The sequence below is a fragment of the Sphingobium sp. GW821-FHT02B05 genome (assembly GCF_059421905.1).
The window spans coordinates 20,359-44,723 of record NZ_JBWKVW010000010.1 but is presented as its reverse complement, the minus strand read 5'-3'; the positions used below and the strand labels follow the sequence as shown (position 1 = coordinate 44,723).

Annotated in this window: 21 protein-coding genes; 4 read left to right on the top strand and 17 right to left on the bottom strand. The window is 61.1% G+C overall.

The features are described from left to right. Positions 1-40: 40 nt before the first annotated feature. Both AC07UX_RS18790 and AC07UX_RS18785 read right to left on the bottom strand, forming a co-directional pair. Positions 41-1,156, bottom strand: a complete 1,116-nt coding sequence (locus AC07UX_RS18790; RefSeq protein WP_495193501.1) for an alcohol dehydrogenase catalytic domain-containing protein — start codon at positions 1,154-1,156, stop codon at positions 41-43. A 103-nt stretch (positions 1,157-1,259) separates the two neighbouring features. After that, complete coding sequence (locus AC07UX_RS18785) at positions 1,260-2,177, bottom strand: LysR family transcriptional regulator (protein WP_495193500.1); 918 nt, start codon at positions 2,175-2,177, stop codon at positions 1,260-1,262. A gap of 91 nt (positions 2,178-2,268) precedes the next feature. On the opposite strand from AC07UX_RS18785, the gene ilvD reads away from it, so the two are divergent. Continuing rightward, the gene (gene ilvD, locus AC07UX_RS18780; RefSeq protein ID WP_495193499.1) at positions 2,269-4,122 is read left to right on the top strand and encodes a dihydroxy-acid dehydratase; all 1,854 of its coding nucleotides are present in this window, start codon (positions 2,269-2,271) and stop codon (positions 4,120-4,122) included. Positions 4,123-4,144: 22 nt separating this feature from the next. On the opposite strand, the gene AC07UX_RS18775 is transcribed toward ilvD, so the two are convergent. The 13 genes from AC07UX_RS18775 to AC07UX_RS18715 all read right to left on the bottom strand — a co-directional run bounded on the left by AC07UX_RS18775 (position 4,145) and on the right by AC07UX_RS18715 (position 16,886). After that, complete coding sequence (locus AC07UX_RS18775) at positions 4,145-4,597, bottom strand: MarR family winged helix-turn-helix transcriptional regulator (RefSeq protein ID WP_495193498.1); 453 nt, start codon at positions 4,595-4,597, stop codon at positions 4,145-4,147. Positions 4,598-4,621: 24 nt separating this feature from the next. Continuing rightward, positions 4,622-5,338 (bottom strand): dienelactone hydrolase family protein, encoded by a 717-nt coding sequence (locus AC07UX_RS18770; RefSeq protein WP_495193497.1) that lies wholly within the window; start codon positions 5,336-5,338, stop codon positions 4,622-4,624. A 24-nt stretch (positions 5,339-5,362) separates the two neighbouring features. After that, a complete protein-coding gene (locus tag AC07UX_RS18765) occupies positions 5,363-6,556 on the bottom strand; it encodes a CaiB/BaiF CoA transferase family protein (RefSeq protein ID WP_495193496.1) in 1,194 nt (397 codons plus the stop codon). Positions 6,557-6,591: 35 nt separating this feature from the next. Continuing rightward, positions 6,592-7,029 carry a Zn-ribbon domain-containing OB-fold protein gene (locus AC07UX_RS18760; RefSeq protein ID WP_495193495.1) on the bottom strand — a complete coding sequence of 146 codons (438 nt, stop codon included), beginning with the start codon at positions 7,027-7,029 and terminating at the stop codon, positions 6,592-6,594. 6 nt (positions 7,030-7,035) lie between these two features. Next, a complete protein-coding gene (locus AC07UX_RS18755) occupies positions 7,036-8,208 on the bottom strand; it encodes a thiolase family protein (protein ID WP_495193494.1) in 1,173 nt (390 codons plus the stop codon). Between the two features lie 40 nt (positions 8,209-8,248). Then, on the bottom strand, positions 8,249-9,058 hold the full coding sequence (locus AC07UX_RS18750) for a crotonase/enoyl-CoA hydratase family protein (RefSeq protein ID WP_495193493.1): 810 nt from the start codon (positions 9,056-9,058) through the stop codon (positions 8,249-8,251). 42 nt (positions 9,059-9,100) lie between these two features. Continuing rightward, positions 9,101-10,285 (bottom strand): acyl-CoA dehydrogenase family protein, encoded by a 1,185-nt coding sequence (locus AC07UX_RS18745; protein ID WP_495193492.1) that lies wholly within the window; start codon positions 10,283-10,285, stop codon positions 9,101-9,103. Between the two features lie 8 nt (positions 10,286-10,293). Continuing rightward, positions 10,294-11,352 carry an acyl-CoA dehydrogenase family protein gene (locus tag AC07UX_RS18740; RefSeq protein WP_495193491.1) on the bottom strand — a complete coding sequence of 353 codons (1,059 nt, stop codon included), beginning with the start codon at positions 11,350-11,352 and terminating at the stop codon, positions 10,294-10,296. A 171-nt stretch (positions 11,353-11,523) separates the two neighbouring features. Further along, complete coding sequence (locus AC07UX_RS18735) at positions 11,524-12,408, bottom strand: alpha/beta hydrolase (RefSeq protein WP_495193490.1); 885 nt, start codon at positions 12,406-12,408, stop codon at positions 11,524-11,526. Further along, complete coding sequence (locus AC07UX_RS18730) at positions 12,405-13,214, bottom strand: SDR family NAD(P)-dependent oxidoreductase (protein WP_495193489.1); 810 nt, start codon at positions 13,212-13,214, stop codon at positions 12,405-12,407. The genes AC07UX_RS18735 and AC07UX_RS18730 overlap by 4 nt, the downstream gene beginning before the upstream one ends. Beyond that, positions 13,201-14,079, bottom strand: coding sequence for a TIM barrel protein (locus tag AC07UX_RS18725; protein ID WP_495193488.1), 879 nt, complete (start codon positions 14,077-14,079; stop codon positions 13,201-13,203). The genes AC07UX_RS18730 and AC07UX_RS18725 overlap by 14 nt, the downstream gene beginning before the upstream one ends. A 40-nt stretch (positions 14,080-14,119) precedes the next feature. Further along, positions 14,120-15,616 (bottom strand): aldehyde dehydrogenase, encoded by a 1,497-nt coding sequence (locus tag AC07UX_RS18720; protein ID WP_495193487.1) that lies wholly within the window; start codon positions 15,614-15,616, stop codon positions 14,120-14,122. Positions 15,617-15,707: 91 nt separating this feature from the next. Then, positions 15,708-16,886, bottom strand: coding sequence for an alpha-hydroxy acid oxidase (locus AC07UX_RS18715; RefSeq protein WP_495193486.1), 1,179 nt, complete (start codon positions 16,884-16,886; stop codon positions 15,708-15,710). A gap of 271 nt (positions 16,887-17,157) precedes the next feature. On the opposite strand from AC07UX_RS18715, the gene AC07UX_RS18710 reads away from it, so the two are divergent. The 3 genes from AC07UX_RS18710 (at position 17,158) to AC07UX_RS18700 (ending at position 21,465) form a co-directional block, all read left to right on the top strand. Continuing rightward, a complete protein-coding gene (locus AC07UX_RS18710) occupies positions 17,158-18,387 on the top strand; it encodes an MFS transporter (RefSeq protein ID WP_495193485.1) in 1,230 nt (409 codons plus the stop codon). A gap of 38 nt (positions 18,388-18,425) precedes the next feature. Beyond that, positions 18,426-20,651 carry a TonB-dependent receptor gene (locus AC07UX_RS18705; RefSeq protein ID WP_495193484.1) on the top strand — a complete coding sequence of 742 codons (2,226 nt, stop codon included), beginning with the start codon at positions 18,426-18,428 and terminating at the stop codon, positions 20,649-20,651. Positions 20,652-20,718: 67 nt separating this feature from the next. Beyond that, complete coding sequence (locus tag AC07UX_RS18700) at positions 20,719-21,465, top strand: SDR family NAD(P)-dependent oxidoreductase (protein WP_495193483.1); 747 nt, start codon at positions 20,719-20,721, stop codon at positions 21,463-21,465. A 262-nt stretch (positions 21,466-21,727) separates the two neighbouring features. Here AC07UX_RS18700 and AC07UX_RS18695 read toward each other — a convergent pair whose 3' ends face one another. Together AC07UX_RS18695 and AC07UX_RS18690 are read right to left on the bottom strand one after the other, a co-directional pair. Beyond that, complete coding sequence (locus AC07UX_RS18695; RefSeq protein WP_495193482.1) at positions 21,728-23,002, bottom strand: Rieske 2Fe-2S domain-containing protein; 1,275 nt, start codon at positions 23,000-23,002, stop codon at positions 21,728-21,730. Positions 23,003-23,034: 32 nt separating this feature from the next. Then, positions 23,035-24,321, bottom strand: a complete 1,287-nt coding sequence (locus AC07UX_RS18690; RefSeq protein WP_495193481.1) for a Rieske 2Fe-2S domain-containing protein — start codon at positions 24,319-24,321, stop codon at positions 23,035-23,037. Between the last annotated feature and the right edge of the window lie 44 nt (positions 24,322-24,365).

The window sequence follows — 24,365 nt, the reverse complement described above, 5'->3', positions numbered from 1 at the left end:
CGCGCGGCAATCGTTGGGATCAGCCGCGCGCCATGGCAATTCAAGGATAGATGATAAAGTTGGAAAAGCCGCCGTTGCGGCTCGTCATCCCCGAAATCGCCTCGTTGATATTTTCCATCTTGTGTCCATGATGTTCGAAGACGGACATGTTCAGCAACCCGCTGCCAGCCAGCGCCGACAACTCACGCGCTTCCTGCGTCGTGAACCAGTTGGAACCCAACAGCGCGCGATTGGCTGTGGAGATGAAGTCCATCTTGACCGGAAAGGTGCCCTGGACGGCGCCGACATTGACCAATGTGCCACCCCGCGCCAGACTGAACATGGCCTGGATCAGCATCTCATGTGGCGTGCCCGGACCAAGGCAGTCCAGAACGACATGTGCCCCCTCCCCGCCGGTGACCTGCGCCACCCAGTCCGTGATCGACCCGTCCAAGGTCGAAAAGACTTCGATGCGGTCGGGCGCCAGCGCCTTCACCTTTGCAAGCAGATCGCGGTCCCTGCCCGTACCCAGAATGCGCGGAGCCCCCATGGCGAGTGCGCACAGCACGCCGCTCAGCCCCAGCGTGCCGCTGCATCCATTGACAAGCACGGTCGAGGTGACCGAAAGCTTGCCTTTTTTAAGGCCCGAATAAGCAGTACCGATATAGCCCAGCCTTGCCGCCTGCTCATAGCTCATGGAATCTGGAATAGGGACCAGGGCACTTGTGGGGGCGGTCATGAACTCGCCGAATCCCGCATATGGATAGCGTTCGAACATTTTCCACGACAGATCCGTGTGCCCGAAATAGCCGTTGAACGTGTAATATTCGCAGGTGACCTGATTGTTTGTCATGCAGGCATCACAAGTGCCGCAAGAACGGCCCGGATTGACATACACGCGTTGCCCGACGGAATAGCCATAGGCATGATCACCCACGGCCACGATTTCACCGGCCGGATCCAGTCCAAAGATCGCAGGAAGCGGCGGCAGCGGATATTGCGGATACCATGTCGGCCACATGGCCAGGATATTGGCGAGATTGGGAACGATCCCACAGGCCTTGACCTGTACGAGGACATCGGTCGCACCGGGCGTCGGTGTGTCCATTTCCTCCAGTACAAGCGGTGCGCCGATCTCGTGCATCCGCGCGACTTTCATCCGTGCCTGAATTCCCATTCTTCTCTCCTGCAATTATCGCGACGATGTCGTCGGCAACGTTAGGCCGGGATGGCCATGCCAGCATCGATCCTCTGTCTGAATAAATCTTCCGCAGAAGATTTCAATGGCCCCTTTCCTTATCGCGGCATAAATTTCGTGCGATCGCCAGAAGGTGCTGCAATGTTGGGCTGTCATCCGCCTTTTTCCAGGCGATGCCCGTCTCAAGCATCGGCGCGTCCTGTAAATCCAGATATTGCACGCCTGATCGTGCCATGTTTTTGAGGGAAACCGGCACCAACGCCATGCCCAGACCGGCAGATACCAGGCTTATGATCGTCTGCATCTGAATCGCTTGCTGCGCGACATTGACGCTTCCATCCCGGCTGGCAACATAGTCTTTGACGAGATCATGGAAGGACGGCGCAAGTTCACGCGGAAATATGATTAGCGGCAGTCCTGCAATGCTCTGCGCCGCAATGCATCCATCCTGCGGCACCAGTCGACCCAGCCTTATCCATTCTTGCGGCACCGCGACCACCAGAGGCTCCTTCATCAGGGGCATGAAATCGAGCGCATGCGGCAGGGGCGTGGCCGGCGGGATGATGATGCCGGCATGGCAGCGGCCATCCAGCAGCGCGGGTATCTGCATATCACTGGTCGCTTCGTGCAAGTGGAGGTCGACATCCGGCCAAAGCGCCGTGAATTCCTGGACGAGCCGTGGCAACAAATTATAGTCGGCTATAGTGATGAACGACAATGTCAGCTGGCCCTCCCGCCCATCGCGCAGCATGCGCGCGACATCTTCCAGCGCGTCGAGTTGCCGCAGCACAGGGCCGACTTTTTCCAGCCACTGCGCGCCAAACGCCGTCAGGGCGACACGGCGCTTGGTCCGCAGAAAAAGCGACGCCCCCAGCTTTCGTTCCAGAGCAATGATGGACTGGCTGAGCGGCGGCTGCGTCATGCCCAGTTGATCGGCCGCCCGTCCAAAATGCAACAATTCTGCAACGGCCGCGAAATGGCGAAGCTGACGCACATCCATAAAGTTGTCCTACGACTTAAAGCGAATATAATAATATATTTCACATTATCCGGAGAAGCAAATAGGGAACGATATCGACGAAGGAATTGACATGCCCGCATACCGTTCCCGTACTACCACCCATGGCCGCAACATGGCAGGCGCGCGCGGGCTGTGGCGCGCGACGGGGATGAAGGACGAGGATTTCGGCAAGCCGATCATCGCGATAGCTAACAGCTTCACCCAGTTCGTGCCCGGCCATGTGCATCTGAAGGATCTCGGCCAGCTGGTCGCTCGGGAAATCGAGGCGGCGGGCGGCGTTGCCAAGGAATTCAACACCATCGCGGTCGATGACGGGATCGCCATGGGCCATGGCGGCATGCTCTATTCGCTGCCCAGCCGCGATCTGATCGCCGACAGCGTCGAATATATGGTCAACGCCCATTGCGCCGACGCGATCGTGTGCATCTCCAACTGCGACAAGATCACGCCCGGCATGTTGATGGCCGCGATGCGCCTCAACATCCCGGTCGTCTTCGTGTCCGGCGGGCCGATGGAAGCGGGCAAGGCGACCGTGCGTGGCAAGAAGGTCGCGCTCGACCTGGTCGACGCCATGGTCGTCGCCGCCGACGAAAATTATACGGACGAGGAAGTGAAGACCATCGAACGGTCGGCCTGCCCCACCTGCGGCAGCTGTTCGGGCATGTTCACCGCCAATTCGATGAACTGCCTGACCGAAGCGCTGGGCCTGTCGCTGCCGGGCAATGGGTCGACGCTGGCCACCCACTCCGATCGCGAGCGCCTGTTCCGTGAAGCCGGCCATGTCATCGTCGACATCACCAAACGCTATTACGAGCAGGATGACGAGAGCGTCCTGCCGCGCAGCATCGCCAATTTCGCAGCGTTCGAAAATGCCATGAGCCTGGACATCGCAATGGGCGGGTCGTCCAACACGGTGCTGCACCTGCTGGCGGCCGCCTATGAAGGCGGGATCGACTTCACCATGGCCGATATAGACCGGCTGTCGCGCCGCGTGCCGTGCCTGTGCAAGGTCGCACCGGCCAAGAACGACGTCCATATGGAGGATGTCCACCGCGCCGGCGGCATCATGGCGATTCTGGGCGAACTGGAGCGCGCGGGCCTGATCGACGCAAGCCTGCCGACCGTGCATGCGCCGACCATGGCCGCCGCGCTCGCCCGCTGGGACATCGGCCGCACCAATAGCGAGGAAGTGCGCAACTTCTATCGCGCGGCGCCCGGCGGCGTGCCGACCCAGACGGCGTTCAGCCAATCCGAGCGCTGGGAGGAACTGGACACTGACCGCGAGCATGGCGTGATCCGTTCGGCCGAACATGCCTTTTCCAAGGATGGCGGCCTGGCCGTGCTGTTCGGCAACCTCGCGCCCGAAGGCTGCATCGTGAAGACGGCCGGCGTGGACGAAAGCATCCTCGTCTTCCACGGCCAGGCCCGCGTCTATGAAAGCCAGGACGCGGCGGTCGCGGGCATCCTTGGCAACGAAGTGAAGGCCAACGACGTCGTCGTCATCCGCTATGAAGGGCCAAAGGGCGGGCCGGGCATGCAGGAAATGCTGTATCCCACCAGCTATCTGAAGTCGAAGGGGCTGGGCAAGGCCTGCGCGCTCATTACCGACGGGCGTTTTTCCGGCGGCACGTCGGGTCTGTCGATCGGCCATGTGTCCCCCGAAGCGGCCGAGGGCGGCCTGATCGCGCTGGTCCAGACCGGCGACCCGATCGTCATCGACATCCCGGCCCGTGTCATCAAGGTGGACCTGGACGACGCGCTGCTGGCGGAACGCCGCGCCGAAATGGAAGCCAGCGGCCCCAAGGCATGGAAGCCCTTCGGCCGCAAGCGCGACGTGTCCCCGGCCCTGCGCGCCTATGCCGCAATGACCACCAACGCCGCCAAGGGCGCCGTCCGCGACGTCAGCCAGATCGAAGACCGTTGAGCGGCACGCATGACTGTCACGATCAAGCCAGTGATGTGCGGTAGACGCGGTCGAGTAATTGCAGCAATGTACGATACTCCTTATCGGTGAGGCTGGCGGCATAAGTACGGTCTAACGTGTCTGTCCACCCGCTCGCTTCAAGCTCTCCTTCGCCTGCCGCTGTAATCCATAACCCATTGCGCTTACCGCTCTCCTCCCGTCGCTCGACAAGCCCTCGTATCAACATATCTTTTGTCAGACTGGCCATGTTCGATTCTTGAATCATCAGGATGCGGGCGGCATGCACCTGCCTTATGCCGGGATTAGACTGAATGAGCCTGAGAAGGGAAAATGCTGCTAGGCTAATGGCGATCCCTCCGCTGGCGCGGATGCGTTCGTTGATCTGGACCTGTACGACCCGTGTCATGAATCCAAGAGATTTTGTCAGAGACCCCAACGAATATTCGACGTCTCCGACCAGCGTTTTGACTGCCATCAAGTCCTAATCCACTCCCTGCCGCTATTGCTTCAGCATCGTTTCAGCCAGCAACGTCGCCATGGCAGTCCATGAGCGCGCGTCAGCCGTCGCATCGTAGCGGGCGAAATCGGGCCTGCCCCAGCTGTCCGCCCGCCAATTGGTGAAGGTATGATAGACACCACCATAGACATGCAACTGCCAATCGACCGCTGCGGTGCGCATTTCCTCCTCGAATGCCAGACGTTCCGCCAACGGAACGCCCGGATCCTCACTGCCGATACAGGCAAGGATCTTTGCGCTCATGCCACTTTGCCTTTTGGAATAAGAAGACACAAGACTACTGTGAAAGCCGACGACCGCGCGCAACGGTGCCCCCATGCGAGCCAGTTCCAACGCCAGTCGTCCACCATAGCAAAAGCCGATCGCGGCCAGCCTGTCGCCATCAACCGCAGGATGTTCCGCCAATGCCCGCAGCGCGGCGTCCCCGCGGCCGCACGGGCGATTGGGCTCCTCGTAGAAGCTGGCAAGTTCAGCCATTGCCGCCTCTGGCTCGAGCACCTGCTGATCACCATGCAGATCCGCCGCGAAAGCGGCATAACCAAGGCCGGCAATACGCTCTGCCCGTTCCAGCACATGGTCGCCATAGCCGAATATATCGGGTAGCACGAGGACGCCTGCCACAGGCGCGTCACTTTCAGGCAGGAAGAGCGTTCCTGTCAATTGCACGTCCGCCCGGTAGGAAATCGGCTGCGTTCTCATGCCAGTGCTTTCACTATAGGATAATCAGGCATCAACATTTGCTGTTGCCGATGGTGAGGCCATGCCGATCTCCGCCAACACTTCGGCGGTATGTTCGCCCAACAGCGCGGCCGGCCGCTGCGGCGGCCCGCGCTCGCCGTCGAAACGCGCTGCGCGGCGGATCAGCGTTACCGGCCCGGCGACGGGATGTTCGGCCGTCTCGAACATCTGGGCATGACGCACGCCTTCATTCTCCATCACTTCGGGAATGCGCAACACCTCCGCTGCCGGCACGTCCGCGGCCACCATGATGTCGACCCACTCGCTCCGGGTGCGCGTGGCGAAGATGTCGGCCAGTTCCGCCTTGAGCGCAGCCCAGTTGTCGATCCGCGTCGCGCGCGGCTTGAACCGCGGATCATCGACAAAGTCCGGCCTGCCCACCGCATTGGCGAAACGCACCCACATATGTTCGGGACCGGCCAGGTGGACGGCGAGCAGTTCACCCTGGGCGCAGCTAACAACCAGCGAATGAGACATGGACGCCCGGAATTCGGAGTCCCATTCCATACCGTTTTCGGTGTGGAAAGCGAACGCGTCGGGAATGAAGGACATGGTCGCGTCCAGCATCGAGACATCTACACGCTTGCCCTTGCCTGTTCTGGCCCTTTCGATCAGCGCGCTCTGGATAGCGTTCGCCGCGTAGAGCCCGGTTACCTGATCGGAAAGCGTCGGCCCGCGCAGGGCGGGCTTGTCGGGATCGGTGAACAGATACAGCAGGCCCGACAGCGCCTGACCGATCGTGTCGAACGCTGGCCGGCGCGCATAGGGCCCATCAGCGGAAAAACCGGCGATCGAACAATAGACCAGACCGGGATTGCTCGCGCGCAGCGCTTCATAGCCGATCCCCAGACGATCCATCACGTCCGGCCGGAAATTTTCCAGCACGACATCGGCCCGCTGCGCCAACGCCCGGAAGGCGGCCTTGCCTTCATCGCTTTGCAGGTCAAGCGTGACGCTGCGCTTGTTGCGGTTGATCGCCGTGAAGTTCGGCCCGTACAAGGGTGCCTTGCCACTCGCATAGTTGCGCATGGGATCGCCCCCGTCGGCACGCTCCACCTTGATGACCTCTGCCCCTGCATCGGCCAGTTGCTGACCGGCGAACGGGCCGGAAATATATTGGGAGACCTCAACTACCTTGATGCCGGCCAACGGACCGGCGGCTGCGCTTGCGTCATTCATCCATTTTCTCCTGTTCAGGCCGAGCCCGAAAAAAATTAGCCGGCGTCGTCCTCCGGTTCGAAGAGCAACAGGTTCGTTCCGTCCGGCAAGGGCGCCCAGCATGGCCGGACCCGCAAGCCCACCGACACGCGCTCCATCCGACAGTTGATGAGGTCGGCGATGATGTTGACCCCCTCGTCAAGCGTAACCGTCACGACGGCATAGGGCGTGTGGCCGACGAAAGGGGGACGTGCGATGCGCGCGATCGTCCATGCAAAAACAGTCCCGCGACCCGACACTTCGCGCCACTCCAGATCGCGGCCTCCGGTAAAGATGCTGAGGGGACGGGGATAAATCTGATAATTCCCGCTATGCCGGCAATATTGGACGAGCAACTTCTTGTTGCGCGTTCCGTCCCAATAGGGCTCGGAAAAGCTGTAGTGGCGGGGCGTGGCGCGTTCGACACTGAGCGTATCGTTCAACATGTCAGTCATGTCTGCTCATCCCTCAACGCCGAGCACCAAGGCGGTGCTGCTGTTCCAGTTCCGGCCATAGGTGATGCCACCAATGCCGGTTACCAAACCATATTGGCAGTCTTTCACCTGCCGCGCGCCGCCCTCACCCATCAACTGGCGCACCCCTTCGACGAGGTTCAGCCCGCCGCCGGCAAGGCCTGGCTGACCCGCTGAAATCTGCCCCCCGCCGGTATTGATCGGCAGGTCACCGGCAAAGCTGATGTCATGGTCGCGGATGAAGGCGCCGCCTTGCCCGGGCTTTGCAAAGCCCATCATCTCCAGCTTCATGACGACCGCGATCAGGAAATCGTCGTAGGGCTGGTAGAAATCCATGTCGCCAATAGACAGGCTCGCCTGCGCGAAAGCCTTTTTCCCGGCCACAAGATGTCCGCTCTGCGTGATGTCGGTCAGATTGTCGGTGATGCCGTAGTTCGTGCGCTCGCCATAGCCCAGCGGTACGACAAAACGCTCCAATCCCTTTTCCCGCGCGCGCTTGGCTGTGGTCATGAGCAGACCATTGCCGCCATCACAGACCATCACGCAATCGAGCAGCCGAACGGGATCGGCGATCATCCGCGAATTAAGATAATCGTCAACGGTGATCGGCTTGCGGAGTTTCTCGCAGGCATTGTCATTGAGGAGCGCATGGTTGCGCTGCGTCACCGCAAGCTTGCCCAACGCTTCCAGGTCCAGCCCGTAGAGATGGTCGTACCGGCTACTGAGCAGCCCGAAATCAGCCGGCGGACCGATCATGCCATAGGGATGGATCCATTCGCCGTGGAAGGACTTCATGTTAAGATTCTGCTCGGACGATTCAGTGTCCACATTCAGCAGAAAGACGGTGCTGCACAATCCGGCATCCAGAGCGGCGGCGGCGCGGCTCACGGCTGCAACCGCGGACGATCCGCCAAGATCGACCGTCTGGCAAAAATCAAGTTCCAGCCCCAGAAACTCCGACGTCGTCTGGGACCAGAAGCAGTTGCCTGCCCCTGTCATCGACCCGTTGATGAGCAGGCCGTCAATCTCGCCCTTTTCGATGCCGGTAGATTCCAGCAACGAAGCCAATATTTCGGCGCAATAGTCCCAGATGTGACGGCCGGAACGCGCTTCGATCTTCGTTTCCGCAAATCCCACTATCGCATTGTCGCGCAGCGCCATGATCCTCTCCCTTCATTATCGCAGCAAACGAGCCTGACGCTTAAGCGTGCTGGTCGCCCGATTTGCCGGGTTCGGCCAGTCGCTTCGCCCGTCCTTCCACGAATTCCGCAAGGCGCTCGGTGGATTCCGGGCTTGCAGCGACATGGCTGAACAGGCCTTCCACGAACAGGCCGTCATCGTAGGAATAATCCTGAATGCGCGGAAGCCCGTTCACGATAGCCCAGTTCGTCAGAACGGCATTCTCAGCGATGCGATGAGCCAGCGAGGCAGCGCGTTCGATATGCTGCCCCTTTTCGACGCGATATTGCAGGAGGTTGAAGCGCTCGCCCTCATCTGCCGTCAAGACGCGCCCGGTCAGCATCAGGTCACTCATGCGCGCGACGCCCAGCAACCGGGCGATGCGGACGGACCCGCCGCCACCGATATAAATGCCTCGCTGTCCTTCGGGCAGGGCGAAAAAGGTCGTCTCATCGCCGACGCGGATGTGGCAGCACGACGCGATTTCCAGCCCGCCACCGATGCACGCGCCGCTCAGCGCGACAACAAAGGGGATTTTGCCCCGCGCCAGATAGTCGAAGGGCCGCCCAATCGCTGCCGATCCGATCCGCATTTCCAGGTGCTTGAGGTGATCGTTCATCCAGCCTGCGGCTTCCGCCAGATCCAGCCCGGCGCAGAAATGTTCGCCATGACTGAACAACAGTCCGACCCGCGCTTCTTCCTGCGCCCGCATGACCGCCGCCTGAAGTTGCTCCTGGAGCGGAGTGTTGAGTGCATTGCGCTTGGATAGCCGATTAAGGCCGATGCGAGCGACCTTGCCATCGAGTTCATAAGTAATGAGCTGTTCGGACATAGATATTTCCCGTGATGATAGCCGGATCGAACCGACGAAAATTCAGTTGGACATGCGTGGCAGGCCCAGCCCGCGCAGCGCGATGATATTGCGTTGAATCTCGCTGGTGCCCCCGCCAAGCACGCCCATCAGCGAATGGCGAAGCTCCTGCTCCATTCCCCCGAGGGGAGCAGAGGGCGCGTCGTCCGACAACAGACCACCCGCGCCCAATATGTCGAGCGCCGCTTCGCCCAGCCGCTCCTGCAATTCTCCGACGAACACCTTGCTCATCGCCGCTTCATAGATGGGCGTGCGGCCAGCCTGGCTCAGGTCTGCGTTGCGCAACGTGAACTGACGCGCAATTTCGATTTCGCAGCCTAACAATCCGATCCGGTCCCGGATCAACGGATCGTTGGCCAACGCGTGATCATCCCGCACGTGCCGCACCAGCGTGTCGAAAATATGCTGGAGATGGGCGACGGTGTTGCCGATCATGACGCGCTCTGCCGCCAGCGCGCTGGTGATGACCTTCCAGCCGCCATTGACGGGGCCGAGCAGGGCGCTGCCGGGCACCCGGACATCGTCGTAGAAGGTCGCGCAGAAAGTGCGCCCGTACATCGCCATGCTGGGCCGGATGCTGATGCCGGGCAGGTCGAGCGGCATCAGGAACACGCTGATGCCGGCATGTTTGGGCCGCGCGTCGGGGTCCGTCCGCACGGCAAGAAAGGCGTTTTCGGCCTGGTCGCCATAGGTGGACCACAGCTTCTGCCCGGAGATGATCCAGTCGTCGCCGTCACGCCGCGCCGAGGTGCGCAGCGACGCCAGATCGGACCCCGCCTCCGGCTCGCTGTAATGAAGACAGAAAGGCGTTTCGCCGCGCAGGAAGGCGGGGAGATATTTCGCCTTCTGCTCGTCCGTCCCGAACTGGATGATCGCCGGTCCGACGATCGTCTCGTTCGTCATGTAAGAGTCAGTTGGAGCCTCGGCGAATTCCAGTTCCTCGATGAACGCAAGCTGCTCGCCGGGACTGCGCGCCTGTCCGCCAAACTCCTTGGGCCAGTCGAGGCCGAGCCATCCGGCCTGCCCCATCCTGCGCGAGAATTCGGGGTTCCAGCGGCGGCTGCGCAATGGCCCCGCACGGGTCGCCTCGCGATCGGCATCGGTCCAGTTTTCCGCCAGCCAGGATCGGATCGCGTGGCGAAAGGCAATGACGGAATCGTCGAGGTCGTGGGAAGGAAGCTTGGGCATCTTGGTCCTCAGGCGGCGTCGCGCAGCAGATAATCGGCAAGGCCGGCGCGAGCGCGCGCCGTGCCGCCGAAGCGGAGCAGATCGGCATGGATCCGGCGGAAATGCCGGGGCGCTTCATGCTCCTCGGCATATCCAATTGCGCCCAGCACGTGGTGCACTTCCAGCGCGAGCTGGCGAAAGGCCGGACCGGCATAGGCGATCACGGCATCGGTCAGAACCCGCCATGCCGGATCGCCGCGATCATAGGCCGCAGCAGCGCTGCCGAACAGCAGGCGGGTGCCATCCAGCCTGGAGAAACAATCGACCAGCTTGTGCTGAATCGCCTGAAACTCGCCGATCACATGACCGAACTGGCGCCGCACCTTGGCATGGTCCAGAGCGAGATCGAAGCCGCGCTGCGCGCTGCCCAGCGCGCGGGCGCCGCACAACAGACGCATCAGCTGGGCTGCATCAGACAGCCTGTCCGCCTCAAGCGGGAACCAGATGACTGGCTCGGCGGTGACTTCAATGCTGCTTAGCGCAGGGACGGCCAGTCCCGGTTCGGCCGTCACGGCCACGCCATCCAGCGTCAGAACAGCCAGGCCTGAGGGCGCGTCCGCCAGAACCAACAAATGCGTCGCCGACGCTGCATTTTCGACGAAAGCCAAGGACCCGGTGATCCGGCCCTCGAATAAACGCACCGATCCCGCTGCCCGATCTCCATCGAACGATCCCAGCGCAAGAGCAGGCAATATCTCGCCACACTGGACGCCGCGCAGAAATTCCTGAACTGAGGCGTCAGGCGTATCGTCCATCAAGAGATTGGCGATGATCGTGGCCGAGATGATCGCGGGACAGGCCACACGACCCAGTTCTTCCATGATAAGAACCGCCTCGCCAACGCCAGGTCCATCATCGGTACCGATGGACGTCAGCCCCATCTCTGCAAGAGCGCGGGCCTGCTGCTGCATCACGGTCGCGTCATCGCACCGCTCTACGCCGCCCTCTACGGGCCAGCTGTCTTCCAGAACGCCCCGTGTGGAATCGACCAGAAGCGTTCGTTCTTCCGCAGTCAGTCGGACCGTCATGTCCCTCTCACCCTTCGTTGCAGGTATGGCGATCAGTTGGTGCGATCTCCATCCTTATATCTGATGTGGAAGACTTACGTACGCGATCATCTTTGTCAATAAACTTATTTTATATAAGTTTTTTCGCTACCGAGTTTTCAACCAAATATATGTTATTACTGCATATTCTTCTCAACCAACGTGGCGGCCGGCAAATTCCCTTAACAATCTACCAACATGATCCAGCCCCAGCCCCAGACCGTGCACCGTCGACACATGATTATGTCCGGCCAGCCAGTGCAGTTCGGGAGGGCGGCCATCGGCTGTGTTGAGCGCCATGGCGAGGTCCAGTGTCTGGTCAGCGATCTGCGCGGGATCGAACTCCGCAACGCTTAGCAGCAACGGTGGATGATCGGGACCAACATGGGAGGCGGGCGACCGGTCAGGCCAAAGCGCCAGATCGTCGCCCACATAGATGCGTGGACCGGCGATGATCGGTTCCTTGGCGCGGTAGAAGCCGCTGAGAAGCGCCACAGCGCGCACCGCCCTGTTGCGATATCCATTAGAACGCGGATCAAACAGATAGCCGGCAACATGCGCCGCACCGGCCGACTGACCGATAATCACGATCCGCGAAGGATCTCCGCCATGGTTGACGGCATTGCGCTCGATCCACTCCAGGATGGCAGCAACGTCTTCATTGCCCGACGGCCAGAGCGCGTCCGGCGCCAGTCGGTAATTGGCGGTGATGCCCAGAAAGCCGTGCGCTGCGAAATAGCGTCCCACATTCCCGTAGAAAAGCGGGTCACCACTTTTATCGCCGCCAACGAACCCGCCGCCATGCAGGAACAGCAGTATGGGAGCGCCCGGCGCATCGGTCGGAAACACGTCGACGCGGTGCCGTGGATGCGGACCATAAGCCTGATCGGCGATGATCGGGCGCGCAGACCAGGGCGCCGCGGCGACCGCCGTGCGGTAGATATCACGGGTTGCGGCCAGAATGTCGGGTGCAAATCGCGCCCCGATCTGCGCCAGCTGGGCTTGTGCGCCTGCTTCGTCAAAGGCGACCGCACTCATCGCTGGGCTTCCCTCAGCACGTCCGTGCCGCCCGGCGTCAAAGTCTGACTGAACCCTCCATCTAGAGTGAGTATGTTCCCGTTCACATAATCCGCAAGGCCAGACACGAGGAACAGAATCGCTTTGGCGATATCATCCGGCGTCGCAACCCGACGCAGGGGATTGTTGGCAGCTACGCGATCCCACATCTCCTGCGGCAGCATGGCGACCAGTCTGGGCGTGGAGATGAAACCTGGCGCCACGCCGTTCACGCGCACACCCTGCGGCCCAAGTTCCAGTGCCGCATAGCGGACCAGATGGTGCAGCGCAGCCTTGGCGATGCCGTAGAAGGTCTGGTTGGGAATGGCTGCCAAGCCTGACAATGATCCCACAAAGGTCAGGCTGCCGCCGCCCCGCGCGGCGAGCATTGGCCCGGCGACCTGAACCGTCAAAATCGCATGTCGCAGCACGATGTCGAATTGCTGCCCGATAGCGTCATCGTCCATTTCGTCGATGCGCGCATTCTTGGCCATGCCGACGACATTGACCACCCCGGCGAAATCATCACCGAAGGCCGCCTGAGCACGGGCAAACACGCCCTCGACATCGGCCCGGCGGGTCACGTCGGCGACATATGCCTCGCCGCCCACCTGCGCTGCCACGGCCGCCGCCTGTTCCTCCGACCGATCGACGCACAGCAAGCGCGCCCCGGCGCCAGCTAGCGCCGCGCAGGTCGCGTCGCCCAGGCCGCCACCGCCGGCGCCCAGCACGACATAGCCCCGCCCGTCCAGACGAGCACTTTCCAGATGATTGCTAAGCGGCGACATGCCCGTTCCTTTCATCGCCCGTCGCCCAGCGGCCGAGCCATTGCAGATAGTGCTGCTGCCGTTCCGCATCCGGTCCGGCCCAGCCATGTTCCAGTTCGACCGGCCCGGTGAACCCGCGCGACTCGATCTCGTCGATGATCCGCACGAAATTGAGTTCGCCCGCACCTGGCTCGGTCCGCCCTGGATTGTCGGCAAGCTGGATCAGCTCGATCAGATCCCACGCCCGGTCCATATTGCCGATGATGTCGCCATCCATCGCCTGGATGTGCGCGGTGTCGAAGATCAGGCGAACCGCCGGATGCCCGGCGCCCCGCACCACGTCGATCGCGTCAGCCAGATGGTGGAGCAACATATGGGGCAGGCGCTGTGCATTCACGGACTCCACGCACAGCGTCATTCCCTCGGCCGCCACCCTGTCGGCCACCCGTGCGAGATTGGCCGTCATGGCGCACATCTGTTCGCCGCGCGACCGTGCGGGGTCCGCCCCCGTCAGCACCGCAATATGGCGCGCGCCGATCCGCCGCCCGATGGCGATCGCGCCGTCAAGATCATGGTCCAGCGCGGCCCTGCCCGCTGCATCCGTCGCGCTCCAGACCGGCTGGCCGGCACGGGCAAGCGGCGCGAACACGAAACAGCCAAGACCCAGCCCGGCCGCCCGCGCCGCCTCTCCAACCGCGGTCTGTTCCGCCTCGCTGCGGCTGGCCGCGAAGGGATCCTGAATGCAACGGAAACCCTGTGAGGCCAGAAACGCAATCTGCGCGGCTGGCGATATATCCCCGATCAGCGTGCCGAAAAGCGGCAGGTCCGGGGTCGGAAAACCCAGATGCGGTGCGAAATCCAGACGGAATCCCGGCTTGTTCGTCATGATCCTCTCCCTGTTTCGGGCATTTTCAAACCGACCTTGGTCAGGCGGGCAGGAACATCGCCTTGGTTTCCAGGAACGACGCCAGCCCCTCCGGCCCGCTTTCGCGGCCGATGCCCGACTGCTTGTACCCGCCGAAGGGGGCCGCGCTATCCAGGTTGAAGCCGTTGATGCTGATATGCCCGGTCCGCACCCGGCGCGCGATCCGCTCGGCCCGGCCGACATCGGCCGAAAATACCGATCCGCTCAGGCCGAAATCGTTGTTGTTGGCGATCCGGACGGCCTCCTCGTCGCCGTCATAGGCCATCACCGACACCACCGGACCGAAAATCTCTTCCTGCGCGATCCGCATGTCGGCCGTCACGCGATCAAAGACGGTCGGGGTGATGAAATAGCCCCGGTCGAACAGTGGAGACGCGCCGCCGCCTGTCGCGATCCGGGCGCCTTCGGCCTGGCCAATCCCGATATAGTCGAGCACGCGGTCCCGCTGGCGGGCGATGGAGACAGGCCCCATCTGCACCTGCGGATCGGCGGGGTCGCCCATCCTGATGCCTTCCGTCGCGGCGACATAGGCGTCGAGGAAATCGGCGTGGCGGCTGCGCGGCACCAGCACACGGGTCTGGGAAAAGCAGATCTGGCCACTGAACGGCATGGTGAAGGGCGAGAGCGTCTGCATCCACAGGCCGATATCGGCATCCTCGCATAGGATAGTCGCGGACTTGCCCCCCAGTTCCATGCCCACCCGCGCCAGACGCTCGCCACAAACGCTGGCGATGTGACGCCCGGCGGCGGTGGAGCCGGTGAAGCTGACCTTGTCGATCCGTGCATCGCGGATCAGCAGGTCGCCCACTTCGCGCCCGCCTGGCACCACGTTGACGACGCCGGCCGGCACCCCCGCGGCGGACACGCATTCCGCCAGGATCAGCGCGTCCAGCGGCGTTTCCGGGCTTGGCTTGGCCACGACCGTGCAACCTGCCATCAGCGCTGCTGACATCTTCTGGGTCAGCAGGACCAGCGGCGCGTTCCACGGCGTCACCAGCGCGGCAACGCCCACCGGCTCCCGAACGACCTTCAGCCGGCCGTGGGCGGGAGCGCGATCTTCCTCGAAGGCGAAAGTATCAGCCTGATCGGCATAATAGCGGAAGTGCTGAGCAGCCGCGCCGGCAATCGCGCCGACGAACCATTGCGGCGCGCCCACCTGCCCGGTCCATACCCGCTTAAAGAGCATCTCCCGCTTGTCGATCTCATCCGCGATGCGGCGCAGAAACACCGCGCGCTCGGCCGGCGTCAGGCGGGGCCAGTCTCCGGTATCGAACGCGCGGCGCGCGGCATGGACAGCCGCATCCATATCCGCCGGCCCCGCCAATGGGACATTCAGCGTCACCTCTTCTGTCACGGGTGAGACGATATCGAACCGCTCACTGCCACTGGGCGCGACCCACGCGCCGTCAATGAAAAAGCGGGTGCGCACATCCTCACTCAGTTCGGCTGCGGGATCGAATGGGCGAATTGTCTCTGAAGTCAGCGCGGCGGTAGCCATGTTTCTCTCCTGTCCCGATAGTGCAGTGCGACAAGCTGGCGCGTCGCAATCCGATCATTAATCTTCCGTGAAAGACTTTTATTTCCGGCTGTCAAGTCGTCTTGCAGGCCTGCCGGTGGGAAGGCATCAATCTTTGAATGCGCGAACGATCGATCTGCCCGACATTCGTAACGCCCAGAAGCGCCAGGTTGCGGTCGAATTCGGTGCGCAACGCACGCAACACGCCCAGCGCGCCCTGCTCGCCCCCTGCCCCCAGTCCATAGAGGCCAACCCGCCCGGCCATGCACCCCGTTGCGCCGAGCGCCATGGCCTTGAGCATATCCGTGCCGCGCCGCACGCCGCCGTCGACGAGTATCTCTGCCTTGCCCGCCAGCCGATCGACCACGTCCGGCAACATATCCATGGGCGCGACGGCGCCATCGAGTTGCCGCCCGCCATGGTTGGAAAGGATGATCGTCCCGGCACCATGCGCCGCCGCCTGCGCCGCGTCGTCCGGTGCCATTATGCCCTTGATTGCCACTGGTCCATTCCAGTGCTGCGCCACCCATTCCAGATCGGACCAGCCGATAACCGGATCGAACTGTTCATTGATGAACTGCAACAAAGGGACGCCGGGGTCGGCGCGCGCGCCGGAGAAATTCGCCAGCGTTACCGGCCGTCGCACCAGCACATTCCAGCACCAACCGGGACTGCGCGCGAAATCAAACATCGATCGCAGACCGAATCGCGGAGGTATCAGCATCCCGCTGCGACGGTCTCGCTCGCGATTTGCGGGAACCTGCACATCCACGGTGAGGATCAGCGCACCATATCCCGACCCGCGCGCGCGCTGGAGCAATTCAAGCGTCAACCCCCGATCGCGGAAGAGATATAACTGAAATGCCTTGGGGCCGGTGGTCGCAGCAGCCACTTCCTCGATCGAGCGACTGGCCATCGTCGACAGCGTGTAGAGCGCTCCCGTAGCCTCGGCGGCGCGCGCGATGGCCATTTCGCCATCCGGATGAAGCAAACCGGGCATACCTGTGGGCGCGATGACAAACGGCCACTCAACATCCTGCCCCATGATGCGCGCCCGCGCGCTTGTGTGACTGACATCCTGCATGGCTTTTGGCAGTAGCGCCCAATCCTCGAAGGACATCCGGTTGCGCGCCAGCGTGCGCTCATCTTCGGCCGCGCCGTCGAAGAAATCGACAATGGGTCTGGGAAGGCGTTTTCGAGCCAGTCGGGCGTAATCCTCGACATTCAGGCAGCCACGGATCGCGCGGCCCATCTAGCACAAGCCTCCTTGGCTGGTTCGTGCATCATGACACATCATCACCGTCCTCTCGCTTTTATCTGATAAAAATATGTTATAGATTAAAAGTCTTGTCAACGGGCGTCAGCAAGCCGCTTCAGGCATTACGAGACGGCATAATCCCACGCAATATCGCGCTTATGCCATGATTATTCAAAACCCGCTTGACAGATGTGGAATTTATCTTCCAAGGAAGGTTCATATTAAATATAAGTTTTGCTCAGCGCAATGAGTGCAGGGAGAGGGTATGTTCGACACACCCATTAACCGTTGGTGGACCGTCGTAGCAGGCGCGCTGGGTTGCGCTGTCGGCGCCGGTGTCGTGGCTACCTATGTGCTGGGCATTTTTGTAAAGAGTATTTCTCACGAATTCGGCTGGGACCGCAGCTTTACCACAGCAGGGCTTAGCTGCTTCTTCATCGTGTCAGGAATTGGCAGCCTCGTCCTGGGCTCCATCATGTCCCGCTGGTCTATGCGATCGGTCGTGATGGTTTTCGTGACGCTTTTCGCGCTGATGATTTCGTCGGTGGCGCTGTTGCCGCCGTCCGTACCGCTGTTCTGCCTTGTTTTCTCGCTGATGGGCTTTTTCGGCTCTGCGGCCACGGCCATGCCCTATGCCATCGCCATATCCCGGCAGTTCGACAAAAATCGCGGTCTTGCGCTTGCAATCATGGTGAGTGGCTCAGGTGTCGGTGCATTGCTGATGCCTCATTATGCCAACATACTGTTGCAAGCCCATGGATGGCGCGTCGCCTATGCCGGCATTGGAGCCCTTGTGGGCGGCGTATCGATTTTCGGCCTGCTCTTCTTCTTCCGCTCGCCAGCTGCACCTCTGGCCCAAATCTCGTCTGGCAAAGCTTTCAAACTTTTTCACGCGGTTCGGACAAGTAAGTCGTTCTGGATCATTGCGGTGTCGATTTTTTCCATTTCGATCGCGCTGGTCGGCCTCATCACCAATCTCGTACCGGTGCTCACCGACAGAGGGCTCACAACGACCGCCGCCGCGTCCATGGTGGGGTTTGTTGGCGCAGCGTCCTGGGTCAGCCGTCTGGGGTTGGGGGTTTTGCTCGACCGCATCCACGCCAAATATGTCGCGGCCAGCATTTTCTTCATTTCCGCTCTGGGAATCGCCATTCTTTCCGTAAGTTCAAGCGATCTCGCGCTTGTCGCGGCAATAACGCTCATCGGCCTTGGCATCGGCGCGGAGGCCGATCTGCTGACCTTCATGATGAGCCGCTATTTCGCGGCGACGGCCCTACCGGGCACACTGGGCGCCGTCTGGTTATGCTGGGGCTGGGGCAATGGTCTGGGCGTGTTTGCGGGCAGCCTGTGCTTTGACCTTACGGGAAGTTACGCCTTCGCCCTGTTCATGTTCTTCGGACTGGCCATGTTGGCCGGACTGCTGATCCTGCAACTTGGCCCCTATGTGTCTTCGCCCCATGGCGCAGGAAGCGCCGCAGGCCCCGGCAGTCACTGAATTCATCCATCACAAATTCAAGATAAAGGGAATTGACCATGAAAAAAGTGGTGACGTCCGTGCATGCAGGTGCATCGGCTATCGCGATGCTGAGCGGCCTTCTGACCACAATGCCGGCATCAGCACAAACTGCGCCAACGCCTCCTGCCGATGCGGCCGCCATCCCGGCACAGGCTCCCCAGGCGCAGAAAGACGATTCGGGTCTGGCTGATATCGTGGTGACCGCGCAGCGTCGGGCGGAATCGGCCCAGAGCGTACCGATCGCGGTTGCAGCCTTCAGCGGCGACCAGCTCGCAAAGGTCGGACTGGTATCGTCGGCGGACCTGGCGACCGTGGTCCCCGGCCTCACGATCAATCCGACGGGCGCACGGTCGCCGATCTTCCTGCGCGGCGTCGGGAACAATGGAACCAGCACGTCGCCATCGGTGCTCACATTCATCGACGGCGTCTATCAGCCGTTCGACAGCACGGGCGCGGACTATAGCAATATCCAGAGCATCGAAGTCGCCAAAGGGCCGCAGGGCACGCTTTTCGGACGCAACGCGACGGGCGGCGTCATTCAGATCACGACCAAAAACCCGTTCGACTGGCAGGGCGTCGACGCCCAGGTCGGCTATGCCAATTATGACGAAACATCCGCCCGGATCTATGCTGCGGCCAAGCTGTCCGACGCCCTTGCCGTCGATGTCGCCGGCTTCTACCTCAATCAGGATGACGGCTGGGGCACCAATCTCCATTCCGGCAAAGAGGCCTATACCGCCAAGCGTTACGGAATTCGGGGCAAGATTGCCTATGATAATGGCGATGGAACCAAAGCGACGCTGACGGCTGACTTTAGCGACCGTCGCGGCCAACTTGGCCTGGGCATCTCGCCCAGCACGCTCACGGGCTTCACGTTCAATTCCATCACTGGCGCCACGGTCGCCTTGCCAAGCAAATATGATTATGATTCCGAATTCGAACCGCGCTTTCGGTCTCGCGAGAGTGGCACCGCGCTGAACATCGAAAAGGAACTCGGCGCTGTAAAGCTGTTGAGCATCAGCTCCTATCGCCATGTGATCGAAGATCTCGACATCGATTTCGATGGAACGCCGTTCGCCGCCGTTCGGCTGACGCGGCAGGATCATCGAAATTCATTCACACAGGAGTTGCAGGCGAGCGGCGGTGATGGACCCGTCCACTGGGTTGCCGGCGTTTACTATTATTATATGAACAGTGGCATCAACGGCCCGCGCTTCACCGGCCTGTATTTCCCCGGTGGTTTCGCGATCCGTTCGCGCGATACGACCAATGCCTATGCCGCCTATGCGCAAGCCACGGCTGAAATCCTGCCCGAAACCAATCTGACGCTAGGTGGCCGCTACACCATCGAAAAACGTGAAATCACCGGTCGGACCGCCAGTGGCGGCGCGATCACTCCAGGATCGTCGGGTACGGAAGAAGCAACGTTCAAGAAGCCCAATTTCCGCGTAGCCTTGGACCACAAACTGACCCGCGATGTGCTAGCCTATGCCTCGTGGAGCCGCGGCTTCAACGCGGGCTTCTTCAACCAGATCAGCTTTGGTGGCTTCACCGAAGCCGCCAATCCGGTCGTCAAGCCAGAGGAAATCGACGCCTATGAAATCGGCCTGAAAAGCGATCTGCTCGGTCGCAAGCTGCGGGTGAACATTGCCGGCTTCCTGTATGACTATTCCAACCTGCAACAACAAATTTATAGTTCGTTCGGCGGCATCATTTCGGTGAACGCGGCCGCCGCCCGGATCAAGGGCATCGATCTGGAGATCGTCGCACGGCCGACGCGGGCGCTGACCCTGTCGCTGAGCGGCAACTATCTGGACGCCAAGTACAAGGCCTATCCGCTCGCGCCCAATTATGATTACCTGCCTTCCGGCAATTTCGTTGCGGTCGGATCGCGTGACGCGGCGGGCAAGCGTCTGGTTTCCGCGCCGGAATTCGGGCTGCAAGGTTCGGCGACCTATACGCTGGACACCGCGATCGGCACATTCGACACCACAGCGAACGTTAATTATCAGACAAAGCAATATAGCGACCCGCAGAATGAATTCGCCATTGCGGGCCGGACATTGATCAGCCTGACCGAACAGTGGAAATCGAGCGACGAACTGTCGTCGGTGACGCTCTGGGTCAAGAACCTGACCAACCGGAAATACGACATGTCGTTCAGTCTGCTGGAAAATGTGGGGCTGGTCGGCAACCCCGGTGCTCCCCGGACCTACGGCATTACGCTGGGCCGGAAATTCTAGGTCTCTCCCCTGTCCCGCCGGCTCGCCGGCGGGACTTTTTTTCGATGCTTGTGACGGGATGCCAGACATGCAGACTCTGAAAGGCAAGGTTGCGCTGGTCATGGGTGCCGCCGGCGACGGCAATATGGGCCAGGTTATCGCCCGTCGGCTGGCAGCGGAAGGGGCCAGCGTCATGGTGGCGGGGCGGCAGGCGGAGCAACTGGCACGACTGGCAAAGGCGATCGATGGCGACAGCCACCTGTGCGACATCACCCGCCAGGACCAGATCGATGCGACCCTGGCCGCCACGATCGGACGGTTCGGCGCGCTCGACATTGCCGTCAACGCCACCGGCGTTAATCAGGTCAAATCCTTTCTGGACGTCACGATCGACGATTTGCGGCGCGTGACCGACGTTCAACTGGTCGGCACCTTCCTGTTCATGCAGGCTGTGCTGCGCAACATCCGCGACAACGGATCAATCATCCAGATTTCGTCGGTCAGCGCCTATGCGCTTCTTCCCGATCATGCCGCCTATATGGCGACCAAGGCCGCGGGCGATGTCGTGGTCCGCGCGCTGGCGTGCGAATTCGGCGCGCGCGGAATTCGTATCAACAGCATCGCCCCTGGGCCGACGGCCGACACACCGATGGCGGCCGCCGCCCTGTCCGACCCCGCAGTTCGGCAGCGCATCGCTGCCGCCGTGCCGCTGGGCCGTCTTGGAACAGCCTCCAACATCGCCGACGCGGTGCTCTGGCTCTCGGGTCCGCAAAGCTTCATCACCGGCGAAGTCATTCAGGTCAATGGCGGTCGGGCGATCCCGCGATTGCGCTGAAAACAGCGTAACGGCATCCATCGGGCGTGGGCGCGGCAGACAGAAAAATGGCGGGCCTGACACCCGCCATTTTCTTGTTCAGTCGACCTTGGCCGGTGCCTCGAACGGCCTGTCACTATGAGCAGACAGGACAGCCGCCTTATTTATGCCGGCTAGATGCGGACCAATCTGGTTTCACGGTGCGCCCCCGACGATAGAGCGAGGCGTTGACACCCTCGGCCCAACAGCGAGCGCCCAGGCCGGGCGCTCGCTATCGATGCCATCAGGCGACGATTTTCGTCTTGGAGATGTTGCCAGGCACCAGCGTACGCCAGTCGGTCCCGACCGGGATGCTGGCATGTGTGCCACGACAGTCGGCATAGGATTCGCCATATCCCACGGGCTTGCCGCCTGCTTCGACCTGCCTTGCCGATTTGAGCAGGACGCGATACATCTGGGCAATCGCCATGTCGGCAGGAGCAAGATGTTCAAATTCGCGGTCGCGAATTCCGCCGCCAGACACGCACACGATCGCGTCTTCCTGCACAAAACTCACAAGGCCCGAATGGTGCCCCTCACGCATGGCATCCCGGTCCTGCTGGAAGCCATTCGCCCGTGACGGCGCATTGTGGGTGTAAAAGCTCTTACGCGTCATCCCATATTCTTCCAGACGGTCCAGGCCCACAGCATGCAATTGCTCGCTACGCAGGGGTTCCTCGCCATAGGGACGAATCCCGTCATGCCAGATCGAATAAAAGGCACATTTATCATCCGCCATCGGCACGATGGCCATGTAGATGGACTGAGGATTCAGGATGAAGAAAGGCGGGATGAAGCCAGTGACGTTTGTGTGCGCACTTTCGCCAAACACGCGAATTGCACTGTAGTGGAAACCGAAATCGGTTTCTTCCACCTCAACACGCGGCGCGGGATCGTGCTGCATGTCGACAGTGTTCTGGACGAACTTGATATCCGGCTTGTCTGGCGCCTTGAACTGACTGATGTGCAACAGACTGAGGTGGGAACTATCGAGCAAGCCCTCCAGTACTTGCACATAGTTACAACCGATAATCTGGACCGTCGGCAAAACTTCGGACGCAGGCGCATCAAGAAACGGAAAGTCATAAAACTCCGGCATCTGGGCGGGTTCGCCCAGATAGGTCCAGATCACCCCGCCCTTTTCGCGTACAGGAAAAGCTTTCGCCCTGAAGCGCGACTTGAACCTGGGATCGGCCACATTGGGCGTTTCTAATACCGTGCCGTCCGCCGCGAACAGCCAGCCGTGATAGATGCATCGCAGCCCGCAATCTTCCGATCGTCCCAGCGTAAGCGAGGCACCTCTATGACAGCACATTTCGTCGAGAATCCCGACATTGCCATCAGTGTCGCGAAAGGCGACGAAATTTTCGCCGAGCAGTTCGACATGGACGGGGTCGCAATCCGGTTCCGGCAACTCCGAACTCAGCAGTGCCGGGATCCAAGCATGACGCGCGGCTCGGCCCATAGGCGTTTCCGGGCCAGTCCGGCACATCAGTTCATTATCTTTGGCTGACAGCATCTTTCAATCCTCTCCTCTAGGAATGCAAACGCTTATTCGGCGGCCTGAGCGACGCCGAATTCGTAATGGAACGGCGCCACACTTCTCCAGTCTGTCCCTTCAGGCACATCGACGTCGGGAGCGGCAATCGCCGTCATGTCGGAGATGCCTGCACCGATCGCAGCCTCGCCGTCCTTGACCATCTGCGCGGCCTCCAGCAGGCGGCGGCGGACACGCACCACGGCGAGATCGGCTGCGACCAGATTTTCCCGCGTCCGATCGAAGATCGGGCCATAAGAAAGGCCAATGGCTGCATCTTCCTGCTCGATACCGTGGAAGCCGGTCCAGTTGCGGTTCATGCCCGCGCGGTCTTGGAAGAACCCATTGTCCCAACTGGCCTTATAGTTTGGGTCCTCTTCCGACCAGAGGCGGGCATCATCCAGCCCGAGCGTCTTTTGCACCCAATGCTTGTCGACCGGATTTGCGCTGTAAACAGTGATGTAAGTGCTGGTTGATTCGTCGTCGTCGGGGGTTTCCCACACGAGAAAATCGGACACGGGACCACGAATGATGCGGCCGGTCGGAAAGATAGCCGGCGTGATGCGCACATTGCGCAAACTGTCATTCGCGCGCACCGGCGGCAGGCGGCGGGTAGCCGAATAATGATAACCAAAAGGCGTATCTTCGGCGAGGAAGACCGGCGCCGGATCGTCCATCGGCGTCCATTTGTTCTCGTCCACCTCGATCCCGCGCGACTCGCCCCAAGATGTCCGGGCCTGATTGGTATGCAGGATGCTCACATGCGAGCTGTCGAGACCACCTTCCCACAACTGAAGATAGCTGGCCTTGACGTTAATGCGCAGTACGTAGCGGTTTTCCGGCGGAACAAGATCTGCGGCGAAGGTGCGGAAAGGCGGCTTGGCTTCCTTGGGGCCGATATAGGCCCAGATCAGTCCATTGCTTTCCACCACATCGTAAGCCGGTGCTTTTTTGCGCTCGCGATAGCGGCAGTCGGCGTGATTGGGCGTTTCTAGGATCGTGCCGTCGACGGCGAACTTCCAGCCATGGTACAGGCAGGTGATGCCCCCTTCCTCGACACGCCCGAGCGCGAGCGAAGCGCCACGATGCATGCAAAGTTCGTCAAGCATGCCGACCTTGCCTGCCGTATCCCTGAACACCACGAAACGTTCGCCAAGCAACTTGGTCCGCAGGGGATTGCAATCAGGCCCTGGCAACTGCGCGGACGTCGCCACCGGATGCCAGTACCGGCGCATATATTCGCCCATATCGGTTCCCGGCCCTACCCGAACCAGCGTTTCATTTTCTGCTTTGCTGACCACGTTACCTCTCCATTAATCTTCCTAGGAAGTAATACCATCAGCGG